This is a genomic window from Nostoc sp. C110 (genome assembly GCF_043099725.1).
GTDB classification, from domain to species: domain Bacteria; phylum Cyanobacteriota; class Cyanobacteriia; order Cyanobacteriales; family Nostocaceae; genus Nostoc; species Nostoc muscorum_A.
Genome location: NZ_CP171148.1, coordinates 3,858,500 through 3,876,290 on the forward strand (window position 1 = coordinate 3,858,500; position 17,791 = coordinate 3,876,290).

The window sequence follows — 17,791 nt, forward strand, 5'->3', positions numbered from 1 at the left end:
ATGCAGAATTACAAAGATTTTTTTCAGGATTTATCCATGTAAACTGCATCTTCTGAAAAGATCGCCAGCCTATTACCAAAGTGTGTTCTCACCATTATCGGCTATATGCAAATTTATCTAGATTACAGCGCGACTACTCCCACTCGAAAAGAAGCGATCGCAGTTATGCAAACAATCCTGACTCAACAGTGGGGCAATCCCTCCAGCTTACATGAGTGGGGACAACGGGCGGCAACGGTTGTAGAACAAGCCAGAGTTCAAGTTGCTGGTTTAATTAACGCTGCTAGTCCTGAATCGATCGTTTTTACCTCCGGCGGCACTGAAGCAGATAATTTAGCGATTATGGGTGTGGCTCGGTTGTATGCTGTTCCTCAACATCTAATTATCTCTAGCGTCGAACATTCCGCAATTTCTGAAACAGTAAGGTTGCTAGAAATGTGGGGTTGGGAAATTACGCGCTTGTCTGTAGATGTTAAAGGTAGAGTCAATCCCCTAGATTTAAAGGCGGCGTTGCGACATAACACAGTTTTGGTTTCCATAATTTACGGTCAAAGTGAAGTAGGGACTGTGCAACCGATCGCAGCACTGGGTAAGATAGTGCGATCGCATGGTGCTTTGTTCCATACAGATGCGGTGCAAGCTGCGGGACGTTTACCCATAGATGTGCAACAACTCCCAGTAGACTTACTTAGCCTTTCTAGTCATAAAATATATGGCCCCCAAGGTGTAGGGGCGCTGTATGTGCGTCCTGGTGTGGAATTGATGCCTTTACTCCGTGGTGGTGGGCAAGAAATGGGACTGCGTTCTGGTACGCAAGCAGTACCGATAATTGCGGGGTTTGGTGTCGCAGCAGAATTAGCAGCCGAAGAATTGGCTACAGAAACACCACGATTAATTGAGTTACGCGATCGCGCCTTTGCCCAACTAGCTGAGATTCCTGGTTTAATTCCTACAGGGGATGGCTGCGATCGTTTACCTCACCATGTGAGTATGTGCTTAGAAAACGCTGACGGGAAAAAACTTAGCGGTAAAGCCTTGGTACGACAGCTAAACCTTGCTGGCATCGGCATCAGTGCTGGTGCTGCCTGTCACAGTGGCAAACTTAGCCCTAGCCCAATATTGTTAGCGATGGGTTATTCCGAAAAAGCCGCCTTGGGGGGAATTCGCATCACATTAGGGCGTGATACTACCGAAGCTGATATAGATTGGACGGTAATGGTATTGAAGCAAGTTTTGCAAAGGCTAACACCGGATTTATCTTTAGTTAAGCGTTAAATTATTGGCAACGCTACTAGGATTGAAACCGTATAAAGGTATTATGTCAAAAATTCGATGACTTTAAAAAACTTCACCTAGAACCTAGTGGTCTGTCCCATTAAATTTGAGGGGTAAATACGCTTGTAGTGAGGACTTTAGTCCTCAAATATTCAAGCACTAAAGTGCTTACTACAAACCTAGCAAAATTAATAGGACAGACTACTAGCTCTTGGAGTTGTGTAGAAAGTTGGGTTCCCATATATCAGAATCGCGTTGAGTATTTAGTTTTCAATAAAGTAGATTTTGTCAAACATAAGCAATACGTAGAGCAACTTAATTCAGGGGTTACGGGAAAAAAATGAAAGAGAAAAGAAGCGGGACTTCATGGACGACTAGGTTATGAAATAATAGCTAATTTAAGGATAAAAATATCATGAACACTGCAAAACTCACCACTGATGGCACTCACCAAATCGTTATTTTACCCGAAGACTTTCAACTTACTGGGACTGAAGTTTATATCAAAAAAATTGGTAACGTCATTGTCCTGATTGCCAAAGACAACCCTTGGGAATCCCTCATTGATAGTCTAGACAATTTTTCTGATGACTTCATGAATACCAGAGATCAGCCAGTTATTGACACTAGAGAAAGTTTTTAAATGCGATAACTGCTTGATACGAACATCTGCATTTACCTGATAAAGCAAAAACCCCAAAAAGTACTGGATAAATTTCAAACCCTTACCATTTCTGATGTTGGTATCTCCTCTATCACCATTGCTGAACTAGAATATGGAGTTGCGAAAAGTCAGCAGCAAGAGAAAAACCGCATCGCCCTGATGCAATTTCTACTACCTCTAGAAATTGTCGAATTCAATCAAGCATCTGCAACGATTTACGGCAGCATCAGAAGCGATCTCGAAAGTAGAGGACTTATTATTGGTGCAATGGATATGCTGATAGCTTCTCATGCGCTGAGTTTAGGAGTTACCCTTGTCACCAATAATGTGCGAGAGTTTTCTCGTATTTCTACGCTCATATTAGAAAACTGGGTTGAGCAGTTGTGAATAGGCGAGGTGTTCGGTATTGTTAAACGAGTTTTTCCTAAAAGGTAATATTTTGAGTCATAAAGGAGTTCAAGCATGACTTAATTTTTATGACTTTTGAGGCTTTTATTGAATGAATAAATTCATCATTGGGATTGGGGTGTTTATTGGCTCTACGATTGGCAGCTACATCCCAGTCTTGTGGGGTGGAAGTTTGCTATCCTTCACCTCGATCTTCTTTAGCGTTATCGGTGGGATTGCAGGGATTTTGCTTGCGTATCGCGTATCAAAATATCTAGGTTTTATCTGATCGGCGCTCTATGCCATTGTCGCTGAAAGTTTTAAACGAGTCTTTTTCCAACAGGTAAAATTTTAACTGTGTCTTCTATGCGATCGCACTCTAAATTTGGAATGTAAAACAGCTTTGTGTTTACTCCCTCAATCACAGCCAATACTGGAACAATGGAAGTAATGCTAAAGCGACACAAAAAACTATGAGTGAACTTCCTAATACCCTTGAAGATGCGATCGCCCAATCTCGTACAGCCGTCCAAGCTGCCCTTGCAGATGGTTGTACTCGCATACAAGTTGAGTTCTTGTTTCCAGAAATCAAGTTTATGCCGGTGGCGGAACAATTTCTGCCACTGTTTACAGAATACGATTCCCGTTTGAAAATTTTCTTTGCTGACGCAGGTGCTGCGGCTTTAGCCCGTCGCAATTGGACAGATGCACCATTTCAAATTTTGGATATTGGTACGGGAAGGACTGCTTCCTTGCAAACAAAAATTCAGCCAGAGGATGAAATTTTCTTATTCATTGCCCCCACTTCCGTAGAAGTACCGCAGGTGGAAAAGCTATGTCAAGAAATAGGCGATCGCCCTGTAGTCTTTTTAAATCCCCGTTTAGAAGATTCTGGAACTGTGGGTATTGGTTATGCAGCAAGACAAACTCGCCTGCGTTTCACTAATACCATTGAATCCTGTTATTACCTGCGCCCCATAGATGAGCAAAGCGCCCTATCTCGCTGCTATCCCGGACAGTGGGAAGTTTGGCTGGAAACCGACGGCGAATATCAAAGAATTGCTGAATTACCCACAAAACCATCGGGTGATGATTTGGATCAGATCCTTTTAAAAGGACAACCGCAAACAACAACGGACACTGCACCTGCGAGAAAGCCCAATGTGTTTAAGAGTTTGCAACGGTTCTTAAAGGCGTTGAGTAGTTAGGAGAAAGCAGAGGTAGCAGGAGAAAACTCGCTCATCTGCTGCCTCATTTTGAGTTTTTTATTTCTAAAACAGAAACTTGATGTATTTTGCCAAAGAGACGCGATTAATCGCGTCTCTACAACTTGTTTAATTCGCTTGCAACGGTGCATTCAAGACTTTCTCGATGCGATCGCGTGTTTCTAATAAATGCGCTTTGGTGTATTCATCCTCAGAATTAACTCCCTTGAGTTTTTCATCTAGTTGTTTGAGTTTATACCAAGCTAGAGTCCGAGCATCTTCTGGGACATACTCTTTTCGCAACACCATATTAGTCAAAATGTCCAGGTATTGGCGCTGCAAGCCTCGCCGTAAACTGGCAATCTTCATTGGTTTACCTTTTGGTTTGATTACTTCTGTCCAAATACCTGATTGCAAAGTGTCAAATAGTTCCGGTAGAGTCAGTGCATTTTCTGCCTTAGTTTTAAGTTCAATATCCTTGAGGCGAGAGAGGCGATCGCCTGAGAGTAAATCTCGCAATACAGAACCCTGCATGAGTAACACCAAGTCATGAATAGGAAAATCCAAACGACCAACTTGGGGAGAACTACCCCAATGTCGCCAACGGGAAGGTGCTAATTTATTCAGTAGTTCTGGTGAAAAGCTCAGAGCATCTTCTGCAAACAAATACTTTTGCAAGGTTTCTAAAGCTTGTCGTTGTTCTTTAACTGGTACTGCTTCAAATGGTAATCGCTTTTGCCCAACTCCAGAGGGGATTTCGCTAGGGTGAATGCGATAAAAAGACTGTCCGCCGATGTATTTAGTGGTGTAATATATTTGCTGAAAATAGTTACCCAATACTGTGCTAAAACGCTCGCTGACATCGCTGTAACTATCACCAGCTAATGGATAACGCTTATCGAGACGCTCCCACATCACCCGCGAATTATTTAACTGCCACTGAGAATAAAGCAGCACATTACCACTGTTATCCCAAGCATCAGCAGTTGGGTCAAGATCATACACATCTTCATCCGTAGAATAACTCAACTCTGGCTTATAGGATTGGGCGGCAATTTCTTCCAAAATTGGCTTTTCTGCTATGGGAGTTGATGTCTTAATTGGAATATAGCCGTACTTAATCGCCCATTCATCATAAGGCCCTACCATACTAGGAAAATAATCTCCCTGTTTTGTCCCTTGAGGGGCAATATTTGGGGGGATGTAGTCCATTACGGAAGTTGTCAGACCTTTATTTTTGGTAATTTCCGTATTATTCATCTCCTCTGGTGCTAGCAGAGTACTACCACGAAAGTTATGACGTAAACCAAGAGTATGTCCAACTTCGTGAGCGATGATTAAACGTAAATATTGATTGATATATTCTTTCACCTGCTCTGGAGTGGCCATGGTATCTGGCAATAGTGACATCGCCAGGGAACCAAGGGCAAACTGGTTAGCAGCTTCCATCCCATAGCATAAATCGTACTCGCCTGCCATTTTAGATAAACGGTTCAACAACTCTTGTTGTCCTGGCATCTGCTTGGGTACAGCATTGTTTTTGCCATCTAAACCATTGGCGCAAAGTAGACGATTTTGCATCAAAGCTGATAAGGTCGTCTGGCTTTGTGCTTGGCTGGGTTGGACAATTTTGCGATACTCATTCTTAAGCGCTCGGACAAAGCTGGCATCTACGAGAATGTCTGCATCCAAAATTTCTCCAGTCAACGGATTAACGCGGGATGGCCCCATTGCAAAATAACCATCGACTGTGTTAATCCAGCGAATTGTGTTGTAACGAATATCTGCTGGGTCCCATGTTGCATCATCTGGCATCTGGCGGACTTCAATTGCATCCTTGAATCCCGCCTTGAGAAAAGCTTTGTTCCACATCAGGATACCTTCTTTCATCGCATCGCGGTACTCTAAGGGCACAGCGTTATCAATCCAGAAGACAATTGGTTTTTTGGGTCGAGAAATTAATGCTTTTGGGTCTTGTTTTTCTAAATCCCAGCGATTTATGTAACGGACAAAAGAATCGCCGCGATCGTCTTTGGATAAATCTTGGTAGGCGGTGATGAAATAGCCAATGCGATCGTCAGCAAGGCGCGGTCGATAATCTTTTTCAGGTAGTTGGGAGAGACTATAGTGGACGCGTAAGGTATAGCCACGGTTATCAGCTAACGAACCAAAATTTGGGGTTTCACTGTCAGGGGTACCGCCACCAGAGAAATTTAAAACTGACTCAATTTCTAAGTTTTGCGGAAAAGCTTTAGCAGTACCAAAATAGGACTGGTCTGTAGTTGCTGGGACTCCTAAACTTGCAGATAATCCGCCTAAATCTGTCAGTAATAAATCGCCCAAATCGATGAGAAGAGTTTTGCGTTGGGGATGAATGCTTTTTATGGAAATGCTGTAGAGTACAGAATCACTAAAAGACCGAGCTAGCGATCGCACTTGAGGATCTCCCTCACGAGTGCGAAAATTGACATTGCGGATGACAAAGTTTAATTTATCATCTACCCGTTGGAAATAGAACAAAAAATCTTGTAGAGGCATACCACTGTAAATACCTCTTTCGCCAATGCCCGATTCTAGGGTTGCCGTAGCGAGGTAATTTTTATTAAGTTGCTCTGGCTTAATTTCTAGATAAATTTTATTCTTTTCTTTATTGCGATAAAGAGTGAACAGCCCCCCTGACTTTTGGGTGTCTTTCACTACTTCATCAAAAACCTCTAAATCATCCTTTGCTGCTGGTGTTTTGGCAGGCTTAGGCTTTTCTGCGGGTTTTGCAACTTGCAAAAATGGTTGCTGTCCTGCCTTTTTAGAATCTTTTACTACCCAAATAAACGGTTGAGGCTGTGCGTGTTTATTTTGATTAACCACCCAAACTTGCCCTGACGGTAGCCTCTGTTTCTGAGAAATATTGATACTATTTAGCGATAATGCTGAGATTTTAGTTGAAGAAGTTTCTGCCGTTAATTGATTATTGGCTGTAACTACGCCTTTTACAACCCCCACAGCCTTATGGTTCGCTGAAAAATCTGGATCAATTCCATTGACAAATGGTGATTTGGCGTTAGCTGTTGTTATTCCTAAAAATAAACCATGTAACAAAATCATATAAAAAGTTAATCTGTTGTTCATCGCATCAATCCCCCAATAACGATTCGGTAGTTAATTTTTAACTTTTGCAAAGTTATGTAGCCTGCTTTTTGCTAATTCTTTCAACTGCTTTATATAAAGCAGTAAAGTTTAGACTTCAATTTTAGTTGCCATTTTTCCGCAATGTTCACGCTGTTGTACAGATGGATTTTTCCTAACAATTGCGTCTATTACGATGAGTAAGTATTATTTTTACATCAGACTAGTAAATATCTGGGGAAAAAAGTATAACAAATAAACCAAAATCGGAAAATTACTTGATTTTTGAAAGAATTTTTCCGATCACACTTATTTACATCAAGAGAAGAAGCTTGACGTGACTAAGGGTTAGCGAGAAGCCACCCTTCAAAAACGCCGTCAGTGTAGCCCATCATAGATATCGACAACGCATGATATTTTTCGTGTAGTATTTATTGATACTATTTATTTTTGGCAATGATAAGCAAAGTAACAAAGAAAAAATTTTAGTTCCAGATTATCAAAACAGTAATTTAAATGTAACAACGGACACAGAAATGTCAACATATTTATCTCAAGTTTGGCAACTGCTGAGAAATTATGTGAGGGATATAAGCTTACAAGAGATGCCAAAGACCACATCGGTGGAAACTAAAGTCGGTTTATCTCCAGGAAAAAGTATTAAAGTAAACAAAAGCGTTAAATTTGCTCAAGGTAATTTACAGGAAGATTTATGGTTTCAAAGACTGCAAGAAAGCTTAGAAAAATGGACAATATCAAATAACAGTTTGACTTCTAAGATAGGCGATCGCATATCGGGCCCGCTACCATCAGAGTTATGCTTAAGAGTGTGCGATCGCCAGATGCATGAAGAGATTTATGATTTACTAGGCACTGGAGCGCTGAAATTAGAAATAGTCAACCAAATAATGGAATTGGTTGTAACTAGTCAAAAGATTGACCCAGAATTGCTGTTCTGGCGGCTAGAAGATTTTTATCGTCGCTGGTGTCAGGGAGAATTTATTGATGCTACACCAGATGATAACCTGCCTCAGAAAACAAAATTAAAGCTAGCAACTCAAAATATTGCGATCGGGCTGAGACAGGTAGACATCTATACAGGATTGAACGTACTGATTTTACTGTTAGAGTTACACCGCTACGCCCAAGAGCAAGATGAACTCAAAGAAAAAATTACCTTCTATCCATCAGCCCAACCAGATACAGACAATTTTTTCACATCCCAACTGCTGCGGATCATTAACTATAGCGATGCCCTAGAAATTGGCAACTTTAGCAGTATAGTCGGGCAATTCCTCAAAGGTGGTAACTTTCGTAGTACTTACTTGGGCGATGCCAACCTCACCGGGGCAGACTTTAGCGGTGCTGACCTCAGCCTTGCTTATCTCGGCGATGCCAACTTAACTGGCGTAAACTTCATAGGTGCTAACCTTAGCGGTGCCAACTTCGGCGATGCCAACCTCAGTGGGGCTAACCTCAGTGGTGCTAACCTCAGTGGTGCTGACCTCAGCAGCACTAACCTTAGTGGTGCTAACCTTAGCTGTGCCAACCTTAGCCGCGCCGACCTGAATCGCGCCGACCTTAGCAGTACCAACCTCAGCCGCGCCGACCTCAGCCGCGCCGACCTCAGCCGCGCCGACCTCAGCAGCACTAACCTGAATCGCGCCGACCTCAGCAACGCCATCCTTTTTGGTGCGAATCTAAGTGAAGCCAACCTCAACAACGTCAACCTTAACCATGCTGATCTTTGCCGCGCTGACCTCAGTGGTGCTGATTTGAGTCACGCCATCCTCAACGGTACTAACCTCAGCGACACAATTCTTTTCAGCACCAACCTTAGTGATGCCATCCTCATGGCTGCTGACCTTAGCTATGCCAAACTTAATGGTGCCAAACTAAACAATGCCAGACTTAACGGTGCAATGTTCTTAGGCGCAGACCTTAGCGGTGTAGACCTGAGTCGGGTAAGCCTCAACGAAGCCGACCTCAGTGGAGTAATTCTCAGCGAAGCCGACCTCAGTGGTGCCGATCTTACCGACGCGATCCTTTTCGGTACAGACTTCAGCTATGCCAACCTTAACAGCGCTAACCTCAGTGGCAGTAACCTGAGTGGTGCAATCCTCAATGGCGCGAATCTCAGCCACAGTAACCTAAGTTACGCCATTCTCAGTGGTGCAGACCTCAGCGATGCCAATATGGAAAAAATGACCTGGGGTAAAAAACAGCAATGGGAAGGTGTGCGGGGATTAAAGACAGCAGTTAATGTCCCGGAGGCATTGAAAGAAGAATTGGGGTTGAACTGAGGGAACGTGGTGATATCTTTATCCTGGATTTCTCACTTGTGAGAAATCAAGGGGTGTGGGAGGTGTGGGGGGTGTGGGAGGTGTGGGGGGTGTGGGAGGTGTGGGGGGTGTGGGAGGTGTGGGGGGTGTGGGAGGATGGGGAAGAAATCTTACCCCCCACACTCCCCACACTCCTCTTTTCCCCACACTCCTCTTTTCCCCACACTCCTCTTTTCCCCACACTCCTCTTTTCCCCACACTCCTCTTTTCCCCACACTTCCCTGCCTACAGTATCGTGAGAAATCCGGGTTTATTTATGTCCTTTGCGTCCTCAGCATCTCTGTTTTAAATTATTCAGATGCTACGGGATATTGATATTCAGGGGGCTATTATTCCGCTTGCTAGAGTGTAAGTCATTCACGTAGAATATAATGCCATTGTTGCGGCAGTTCTCATGACTTCATCTGCGTCGTTTGACACATTAGAGTCTTTACAGGCGGATATCGCTGAATTGGTCGTTCGTCTACCGACATTAAAAAATCGGCAATTTATTCAGCAAGCACTTGCTACTATTGTTCGTCTTGCTGATACCGAAATTGAGCGTCTCGATTGGAAAATATTGTCGGCTGCGTTAGCAGATATGGAACGCGGTTTCCAGCTTTTTTATGATTATCGACACGTTCGCAAAGTCACTATCTTCGGTTCTGCTCGTCTAGCGCCAGATACGCCAGAGTACCAAATGGCCCTTGAGTTTGCTCGCGCTGTTTCTCAATTAGGATTTATGGTGATGACCGGCGGTGGCGGTGGAATCATGCAGGCGGGTCACGAAGGTGCTGGACGAGAAAATTCCTTTGGATTAAATATTCAATTACCTTTTGAACAAGAAGCAAACCCTTTTATAGAGGGCGATCCCAAGCTAATTATTTTCAAATATTTCTTTACTCGCAAGCTTTTTCTCCTTAAAGAAAGTGATGCTGTAGCCTTATTTCCGGGAGGCTTTGGCACTCAAGATGAAGCTTTTGAATGTATGACATTAAGTCAGAATGGTAAGTTTGGCCCAGTACCTCTAGTTTTAATTGACCATCCTGGTGGTGATTACTGGCGGTCTTGGAGCGAATACATTGATAAGCAACTAGTCCAAAATGGTCTTGTCAGTCCTGAAGACCCCAGCCTTTACACGGTGACAGACAACCTGGATGTTGCTTGTGACGCGATTACTCGTTTTTACCAGGTTTATCATTCCTGTCGATATGTAGGCGAGCAATTAGTCATCCGTCTGAAGACAGATATATCAGACTATCTTGTAGAGCAACTCAATGCTGATTTCAGTGACATTATTGTTAAAGGACGGATTGAAAAAACTCAGGCATTACCTCAAGAAGCACAAGATGAAACGGTTGAACTACCCCGGCTCATTTTGTACTTCAATCAACGCGACTTGGGGCGTTTGTATCAGATGATTGCCACAATTAACCAAATGGGTAATGTTTCATCAGAAGATGCAGCACACCCAGAAAGAAAGTAGAGTTTAGGGGTGGATTTTTCCACCCATATCACAATATTTTTGACAGGTTGATTGCCAGTTTAATATCTTTTAGATCGTTAAAGATTTGACTCTATGAAAGCGACATAATAACGCAGGCGATCGCAACAAACTTCTAACCACTCTAATGTCCTTTTTTCAGTAGTAAGTATCTATGCGTTCTTTGTGGTAGCCTGCGGACAGTCACTTCACATCTGAGTAAGTTGGCGTAAATAATTTTCGTTGGGATAAGGCAATAGGTAGAAGGGTTTTTATTTACATAGTTTGATTTTATTATACCAACTTACTTACGTTAAACAAAATAATTTTCACAACTCAGATAGGATTGCTATCTTCACAGTTTATCTCAGGCTAGATAAACGAAAAAAATGTCCGATGATTTTGATATCTTCATCATTTAACTTAGCTGATATGTCTGCTTGAGGATGACTTTGAAAGAGGTATTGAAGAGGAATTTACAATGTATCTAAATAATTATCAAATTTTTAATAAAAAATGATGAAATATGAAGAGTCAACTCGCTTTGCCTCCTTTATACTGGCTTTCAAGAGACATGGCTCTCAGAGTCAGTCTTTTTTTGTAAAAAGTATAACGAAAATCATGTGATTCACCTTACTTTCAGATGTCTAATGCACTAGTTATTGTGACTCAATGCTGATCTGCATAAAAAAGCGTGTATATTAGCACAGGAAATAATATAGAACATCCTAAACACATATAGAGGAATAAAATATGCTGGAATTATTGGGTTCAGGTTTGGTGTCACTCTGGCTGGAAATGGCCGGGGTACAAATCAAACCTCTAGATGCCTTAGATGCTTTAACTTGGCAAAGTAGCCCTGGCTTAGTTCTTGCCCCCGATCCCAATCCAACTGGGGCAACTACGGTGCAAGAATATCTGAAAAAGCTGATTACATCAAAAGTGGTGGGGCAAAATCTGGCTGAGAGTCAGGGAATTTGGATGCAATCAGGACCAATGCTGATGGCAAATCACCAAGGTACGACACCTCTGCCTGCTGCCTCTTTAACCAAAATTGCCACTTCACTAGTTGCTTTGAAAACTTGGGGTCCAGATTACCAATTTGATACTTTGGTGAGTATCACTGGGCCAGTGGTAAATGGAGTTGTGCAGGGCAATTTAGTGATTACAGGCGGTGGCGATCCTTTGTTTGTTTGGGAAGAAGCGATCGCTCTTGGTAATACTCTTAATAAAATGGGTATTAAGCAGATAAAGGGAAATTTAATCATTAATGGCACTTTTGCCATGAATTTCCAACGGCAGCCGATGCTGGCGGGTATGATGCTCAAGCAAACGCTAAATCGAGCAACTTGGGGCCGCCCTGCTATTTACATACACTCAATCATGGCTAAGGGAACGCCCAAGCCTCAAGTTGTCATTTCGGGTACGGTGAAAGTTGAGGCACAACCAAACCCCCAACAAACTTTGTTACTGCGTCATCGCTCGTTACCCTTGAAGCAACTAATCAAGGAAATGAATGTTTACAGTAACAACGATATGGCAGAAATGCTAGCAGATTCAGTGGGAGGAGCAGCTGTAGTCCAATCCACTGCTGCTAACCTTGCGAGAGTGCCACAAGTGGAAATTCAGTTAATCAATGGTTCTGGACTAGGCCCCGAAAATCGCATTTCCCCTAGGGCTGCCTGTGCGATGTTTATGGCTATTCAAAGTGAGGCATCTGCCCATCAGCTAAATCTGGCTGACTTGTTCCCGATGTCTGGGTTTGATCACCGAGGAACACTACACTCCCGACACATTCCTCTGTCTACTGTAATCAAAACTGGCACTCTTAGAGATGTGAGCGCTTTAGCCGGAGTCATGCCCACACGCGATCGCGGTTTGGTTTGGTTTGCTATTATCAATCGTGGGACAAATGTTTGGGGTTTACGGACTGGACAAGACCAACTACTGCAAAGTGTTGTTAAACAATTACAACTACCTCTCACCGTTCCTGTTAACCTCACTCCCCACTCAGCCATCAACTCTTTACCCCAGTTAGGTGCAGCGAGTCGAAATGAAATTTTATTCAAAAGTTAGTTCATCATCCGATCGGGTTTTGAACCAAAAGTGAGCATGGGTGTCCCACATCTCCTTTTTATCGGTATCACTACTTGGAAACTTCTAGTTTTATTAGCAATCCAAAAGTTTTATTGATGGGTAAAAACCGAACTTGTAAAGGGTGAATGTCCATAATAGCTTTTGGGTTAAATTTTCCATTAACTTGATTATAGGTAACTCGTAAAATGCCCTAACCACACTATTCCCGAATTTCTCAAGTATTGTGTGATTCGGGTGGGGAGTGTTGGAGGTGTGGGAGGCAATGCAGCGTTCATTGATGTGCAGTTATTCAATTCCTCCTCTTTCTCCCCACACTCCCCACACCCCCCACACTCACGCTCATTTCTCACTTGTGAGAAATCCAGGAATTGGGAAGAGCAGGCGAAACCTGAAGTAAAAATAACTGTAAATAGATTTGTCACGACTAAGCAACAATTAAGCTTATAAATTAGGTTGTGATTATGCGATTTCCCAAATTAACCAGATCCATACGTCAACTCAGTAGTTATGTTTTAGCGATCGCGCTCGGAGTTGTGCTAACGGTTAGCACATTGCAGGTGTTGCCCTCCCAAGCCGAACCCGCACCCCCAATAACAGATGGAGATACTTCACAACTGATTGCCCAACGACAATCACCAGCCACGACTGCGATCGGTAGTAGTAGCTTTGTCACCGCAGCAGTGAATCGCGTCGGTTCAGCAGTTGTTCGCATTGATACTGAGCGAACAATTACTCGTCGCGTTGATCCATTTATGGAAGACCCATTTTTCCGTCGGTTTTTTGGTGACGGTTTCTCCCAACAAATGCCACCTTCTGAGCAGTTACGCGGTTTAGGCTCAGGTTTCATTATTGACAAGAGTGGCTTAGTTATGACTAACGCTCATGTGGTCGATAAGGCTGACAAGGTAACAGTCCGACTCAAAGATGGCCGCACCTTTGAAGGGAAAGTTCAAGGCATTGATGAAGTTACAGATTTGGCAGTAGTCAAGATTAACGCTGGTAACGATTTACCAGTCGCACCCTTGGGTTCTTCCACTAATGTCCAAGTCGGAGATTGGGCGATCGCAGTTGGTAATCCTTTAGGATTTGATAACACCGTTACTTTGGGAATTGTCAGTACTCTCAAACGTTCCAGTGCCCAAGTTGGCATTAGCGACAAACGCCTAGACTTCATTCAAACCGATGCCGCTATTAACCCAGGTAACTCTGGCGGGCCGCTATTAAATGGCCAAGGTGAAGTGATTGGCATTAACACAGCGATTCGTCCCGACGCGATGGGTATTGGGTTTGCGATTCCTATTGATAAAGCGAAAGCGATCGCAGCGCAACTGCAACGTGATGGCAAAGTTGCTCACCCCTATTTAGGCGTGCAAATGCTAACTTTAACACCCGATCTTGCCAAGCAAAATAACACCGATCCCAACTCTCCGATTCAAATACCAGAAATTAATGGTGTTTTTGTCATGCGAGTTGTTCCCAATTCTCCAGCTGCATCTGCCGGTATCCGGCGCGGGGATGTAATTCTGCAAGTTGATGGTAAAGCTATTACCAGCGCTGAACAATTGCAGAACGTTGTGGAAGACAGTCGTCTTGGTCAAGTATTACAGGTGAAAGTGCAACGGGGCAATCAGACACAGCAGCTTTCAATCCGCACAGCCGAGTTGCAAAATGCTTCGTAGGAGTTAAAGGGGCGGTTAGAAACCGCGTCTACACAAACAAAATCCACCTCCGTGGGTTTCAAACCCTTAATTTTTTCTTAGTCCGCGGAGGCGGACTTTGCCTGTTTAGCCGCGAATTCCATTCGCTTAAAGCTTACCAACAGCTAAAACTAGACCTTCATGGGCTAATACTGCTTCAGGAAAGGCAGATTTAATATCGACTTGAACCCGATCAAGAAAATCATCATGGTCATCTGGGTGATGATGAGAAATAGCTAGCCGTTGCACACCAGCATTCAAAGCTGCATTCACCGCAGCTTGCCAGAGTAAATCAGCAGAGTCATGGTTGTGAGACGTAGGGGGAGTGTAAGTGGCATTGGCAATCAGCAAATCAACGCCTTTAATAAACTCTAAAATCCGCTCTCGCTCTACTTGATCGGCATTTTGGTGCAAATCCGTGACGTAGGCAACACTATAATCTTGCCAACTAACTCGGTAGCCAACTGAGCGCTGAGTTTGATTGATTAATGCGGTTGTAATGATGACATCATCTAGCTTTACATCACTGTCTGGAATGAGATTGTAAAACTGCAATTCCGACTGCATTACCTGTAAAGGATAAGGAAAGTGGGGCTGGAGCATCTGATCGTACAGACATTGTTTGATTGAGGCACTATTTGAGGCAGCTGTGCCGTAAATATGAAAGCAATTTTCTCCAATAAATGCAGGAGCAAAAAAGGGAAACCCTTGAATTCGGTTTGATTGGCAGTTGGTAAAAAATAAATGGGCTTGTATTGGCTGTTGTAGTTCTTGCCAAGTTTTACCCAATATGCGTAAACCAGTGCCACCATCAAAAATCAAGCGTTTTCCACCTACAGCCATTTCTACACAAGCAGTATTACCACCATAGCGGTTGGTGCTGGTGTCTGGGGTAGGAATCAAACCCCGTACACCCCAAAATTGCACAATAAACTCACCTGCTGGGCTACTTGGCAGGGTAGCAGACTTTTCAGGTATGTAGCTCTGGGAATCCGACAACTCAAAATTTGACATTTTCCTTCAAATTAGACCTTAACGAGCAGGTCATCGTAGCGCCGAACTTCCAACAGCCTGTTTTTTTCGTCCACAATGACTACCGTAGGAGAGTAATTTTTTAACTCTTCTGGAGTGAACTGCCCGTAAGTCATTATAATCAAGCGATCGCCAATAATGCCTAGACGTGCCGCACCCCCATTTAGCTCAATTACTCCTGAATGGGCTGGAGCCGGGATCGCATAAGTAATAAAACGCTGACCGTTGGCACTATTAACTACTTGCACTTGCTCATAAGGTAAGATCCCAGCTTTTTCCAAAAGGATTTCATCGATGCTGATACTACCCACGTAGTTGATATTCGCCCCCGTAAGGGTGCAATTATGAATTTTTGCCAAAAGGAGAGTACGCTGCATTTTGGTTTAGGATTTGGTGGCAGTTTCGTAACAAATGAAATTTATGAGTAGAGACGCGATTAATCGCGTCTGTAAAGGAGTTAGGATTGAGGAATCAAAATTTATAACTCTTAACTCCTAACTCCTAACTCTTCTATTATCCTCTATAAGCTTTGACGGATTTTTCTACTAAAGCTGCAACCTTGTCCACATCTTGCCAACCGAGAATTTCAGTCACCTTTTTTTCCAAATTTTTATAACTACGGAAAAATTCGGCAATTTCATCTAAGCGGTGTGGCGCTACGTCTTTCAGGGATTTTACCTGAGTGTAGCGGGGATCTTTGTCAGGAACACAAAGGATTTTTTCATCGCGATCGCCACCGTCAATCATCTCCAAGAAGCCAATTGGTCGTGCAGCAATAATACAGCCAGGAAAGGTTGGCTCGTCAATTATGACCATACCATCCAGGGGATCGCCGTCTTCAGCCAAAGTATTGGGCACAAAGCCGTAATCATAAGGATATTTTACCGAGGAATAAAGTACTCGGTCTAGAGCAAAAGCTTCTAGTTCCTTGTCGTATTCGTATTTATTTTTACTTCCGCCAGTAATTTCAATCAGAACGTTGATTAAACCGGGTTTCGGTTGGGCAGGAATACGAGATAAATCCACAAAAAAGTCCTCTGATAACAGTGAATCATGGGGGCACTCAGTCAGCTTCGCTCCCCGTGTAGAATTTTAGGACAATATGGATCTCTGATGGGGAATTGGGAATTGGGAATTGGGAATGGGAAAGGGGACAAGGAGAATTGGGGACAAGGGGAAAGACTTGTTGTAAGTTCTAAACTTTTGTCCCCTTGTCCCTCTGCTCCCCTGCCTCCCTTGTCCTCCTCATCTCACCACTCCTCTGAAAAATGGAAAAAGCGTTGCGAAGTTACTTCGCAACGCTTTTTCCAAGAGGGTATTATTTTCTCCCGCCCTTGATTGCTGTTGGGGAGATTTCTGCCCCTACTCTGTCAAGACACCCGAAACCTGGAGTCACACGATACAAATTCAGGTTATTCCTGATGAAATGCTACTGGAAAACTTTATCAATCTTTACTTCCTTGTAGGTTTTGGATCAGGGGTTGCTGGTTATTTTGAACATTAGTTGAAGAATAGTGGGCGATGACAAATACGGGTAGGGTAAGAGTCAACAGAGCGATCGCAGTTCCCACAATGTCTGCCAAACGTTGGGAATATGTGTCGGTAGAATTGGCAGACTGGCTATTTGAATTCATACAAAGTTGAAGTTATTCGTAACACTGTGTAGGTCTACTCTCTGATTGAGAGTCTTAATGCTATGTTAGCTATTTTTAAACTGTAAAATGTGTAGCACTTTACAATCTAAACCAGTTAGACAACTGTCATAATAGCCTTTTTATACATGGAGTTCTTAATACAAAGTTACAACTAAACAAATCATGTTTTATTTTGTAATTAATATTTTCAGATGTTTCCCTGTATGGTGTAATGGTTTGCATACGCAAAGCCAACTTTGACAGCATCATAAATTACATTTTTTCGCTGCTTAAAGATTAATTAGCAAAACATATTTGTCTGATACTTCATGATTATAACATCCTAAAATGCCTTTGATAAGGTCATTTTACTGGAATTGTTAATTTGTGATACAGGACACAAAACCGCAAAAGCACTGAATATCTATCAATGGTTTCGATTGTTATCCGGTAGTTATACACACAAATATTTGACACCAAAGAAGAAATGGTAGGAATGTTTTTTATAACCAATCATAATTACCGAATAAATACAGATAGATTAACTGTGTTGGGCAGCATAGATTCAGTGATAACACTAAACAAATATTTTAGAATTTAAATCTTAATATCTATGTAATGTCACTGCATTTTTGTCAATCTATATATAGGTAGAGTAAATAATATTTTAGAAGGAGGCGTATCAGCTAAAAAAACCGCCACTAAATATAATAGGGCGGTCTGGTTAAGCAATCGGAGGGTAATTACAGATTACTCTGCTAATAATTGAAATTGCTGTAACGAAGTTTGCATTAGATTGGGCATTGGGCAAGGGGACAAGGGGAAAGACTTGTTTCAAGTTCTCACCTCTTGTCCTCTTGTCCCCAGTCTCCA

Annotated in this window: 13 protein-coding genes and 2 pseudogenes; 9 read left to right on the forward strand and 6 right to left on the reverse strand. The window is 42.7% G+C overall.

Going from position 1 to position 17,791, the window contains the following annotated elements; genetic code table 11:
• Nucleotides 1-105: 105 nt before the first annotated feature.
• The 4 genes from ACFFRD_RS21880 to ACFFRD_RS21895 all read left to right on the forward strand — a co-directional run bounded on the left by ACFFRD_RS21880 (nt 106) and on the right by ACFFRD_RS21895 (nt 3,534).
• The gene (locus tag ACFFRD_RS21880; RefSeq protein WP_392477415.1) at nt 106-1,275 is read left to right on the forward strand and encodes a cysteine desulfurase family protein; all 1,170 of its coding nucleotides are present in this window, start codon (nt 106-108) and stop codon (nt 1,273-1,275) included.
• Between the two features lie 415 nt (nt 1,276-1,690).
• On the forward strand, nt 1,691-1,918 hold the full coding sequence (locus tag ACFFRD_RS21885; protein ID WP_392477417.1) for an antitoxin: 228 nt from the start codon (nt 1,691-1,693) through the stop codon (nt 1,916-1,918).
• A 63-nt stretch (nt 1,919-1,981) separates the two neighbouring features.
• Complete coding sequence (locus ACFFRD_RS21890; protein WP_392483138.1) at nt 1,982-2,326, forward strand: type II toxin-antitoxin system VapC family toxin; 345 nt, start codon at nt 1,982-1,984, stop codon at nt 2,324-2,326.
• Between the two features lie 473 nt (nt 2,327-2,799).
• A complete protein-coding gene (locus tag ACFFRD_RS21895) occupies nt 2,800-3,534 on the forward strand; it encodes a DUF1995 family protein (protein ID WP_392477419.1) in 735 nt (244 codons plus the stop codon).
• Nucleotides 3,535-3,660: 126 nt separating this feature from the next.
• On the opposite strand, the gene ACFFRD_RS21900 is transcribed toward ACFFRD_RS21895, so the two are convergent.
• The gene (locus ACFFRD_RS21900) at nt 3,661-6,657 is read right to left on the reverse strand and encodes a zinc-dependent metalloprotease (protein ID WP_392477421.1); all 2,997 of its coding nucleotides are present in this window, start codon (nt 6,655-6,657) and stop codon (nt 3,661-3,663) included.
• A 905-nt stretch (nt 6,658-7,562) separates the two neighbouring features.
• Here ACFFRD_RS21900 and ACFFRD_RS21905 point away from each other — a divergent pair.
• Nucleotides 7,563-8,111: pseudogene (locus ACFFRD_RS21905) on the forward strand (pentapeptide repeat-containing protein); the annotation flags it as partial.
• Here the strand turns inward: ACFFRD_RS21905 and ACFFRD_RS21910 are convergent.
• Nucleotides 8,036-8,248 (reverse strand): hypothetical protein, encoded by a 213-nt coding sequence (locus ACFFRD_RS21910; RefSeq protein WP_392483139.1) that lies wholly within the window; start codon nt 8,246-8,248, stop codon nt 8,036-8,038. The pseudogene ACFFRD_RS21905 and the gene ACFFRD_RS21910 overlap by 76 nt on opposite strands.
• On the opposite strand from ACFFRD_RS21910, the pseudogene ACFFRD_RS21915 reads away from it, so the two are divergent.
• The 4 genes and pseudogenes from ACFFRD_RS21915 to ACFFRD_RS21930 form a co-directional block, all read left to right on the forward strand.
• Nucleotides 8,154-8,957: pseudogene (locus tag ACFFRD_RS21915) on the forward strand (pentapeptide repeat-containing protein); the annotation flags it as partial. The gene ACFFRD_RS21910 and the pseudogene ACFFRD_RS21915 sit on opposite strands and share 95 nt — an antisense overlap.
• 433 nt (nt 8,958-9,390) lie before the next feature.
• Nucleotides 9,391-10,461: an LOG family protein gene (locus tag ACFFRD_RS21920; protein ID WP_179074816.1), complete on the forward strand. Its 1,071-nt coding sequence runs from the start codon at nt 9,391-9,393 to the stop codon at nt 10,459-10,461.
• A gap of 750 nt (nt 10,462-11,211) precedes the next feature.
• Complete coding sequence (locus ACFFRD_RS21925) at nt 11,212-12,534, forward strand: D-alanyl-D-alanine carboxypeptidase (RefSeq protein ID WP_392477423.1); 1,323 nt, start codon at nt 11,212-11,214, stop codon at nt 12,532-12,534.
• A gap of 482 nt (nt 12,535-13,016) precedes the next feature.
• The gene (locus tag ACFFRD_RS21930; protein ID WP_392477425.1) at nt 13,017-14,234 is read left to right on the forward strand and encodes an HhoA/HhoB/HtrA family serine endopeptidase; all 1,218 of its coding nucleotides are present in this window, start codon (nt 13,017-13,019) and stop codon (nt 14,232-14,234) included.
• A gap of 126 nt (nt 14,235-14,360) precedes the next feature.
• Here the strand turns inward: ACFFRD_RS21930 and ACFFRD_RS21935 are convergent, their stop codons facing one another.
• From ACFFRD_RS21935 to ACFFRD_RS21950, 4 genes are all read right to left on the reverse strand, one after another.
• Entirely contained in the window at nt 14,361-15,266 is a 906-nt protein-coding gene (locus ACFFRD_RS21935; RefSeq protein WP_392477427.1) for an MBL fold metallo-hydrolase, read from the reverse strand.
• Between the two features lie 11 nt (nt 15,267-15,277).
• Nucleotides 15,278-15,661 (reverse strand): aspartate 1-decarboxylase, encoded by a 384-nt coding sequence (gene panD / locus ACFFRD_RS21940; protein ID WP_012409102.1) that lies wholly within the window; start codon nt 15,659-15,661, stop codon nt 15,278-15,280.
• A 136-nt stretch (nt 15,662-15,797) separates the two neighbouring features.
• Nucleotides 15,798-16,310 (reverse strand): inorganic diphosphatase, encoded by a 513-nt coding sequence (locus ACFFRD_RS21945; RefSeq protein ID WP_114084032.1) that lies wholly within the window; start codon nt 16,308-16,310, stop codon nt 15,798-15,800.
• Nucleotides 16,311-16,729: 419 nt separating this feature from the next.
• A complete protein-coding gene (locus tag ACFFRD_RS21950) occupies nt 16,730-16,918 on the reverse strand; it encodes a hypothetical protein (protein ID WP_114084033.1) in 189 nt (62 codons plus the stop codon).
• Between the last annotated feature and the right edge of the window lie 873 nt (nt 16,919-17,791).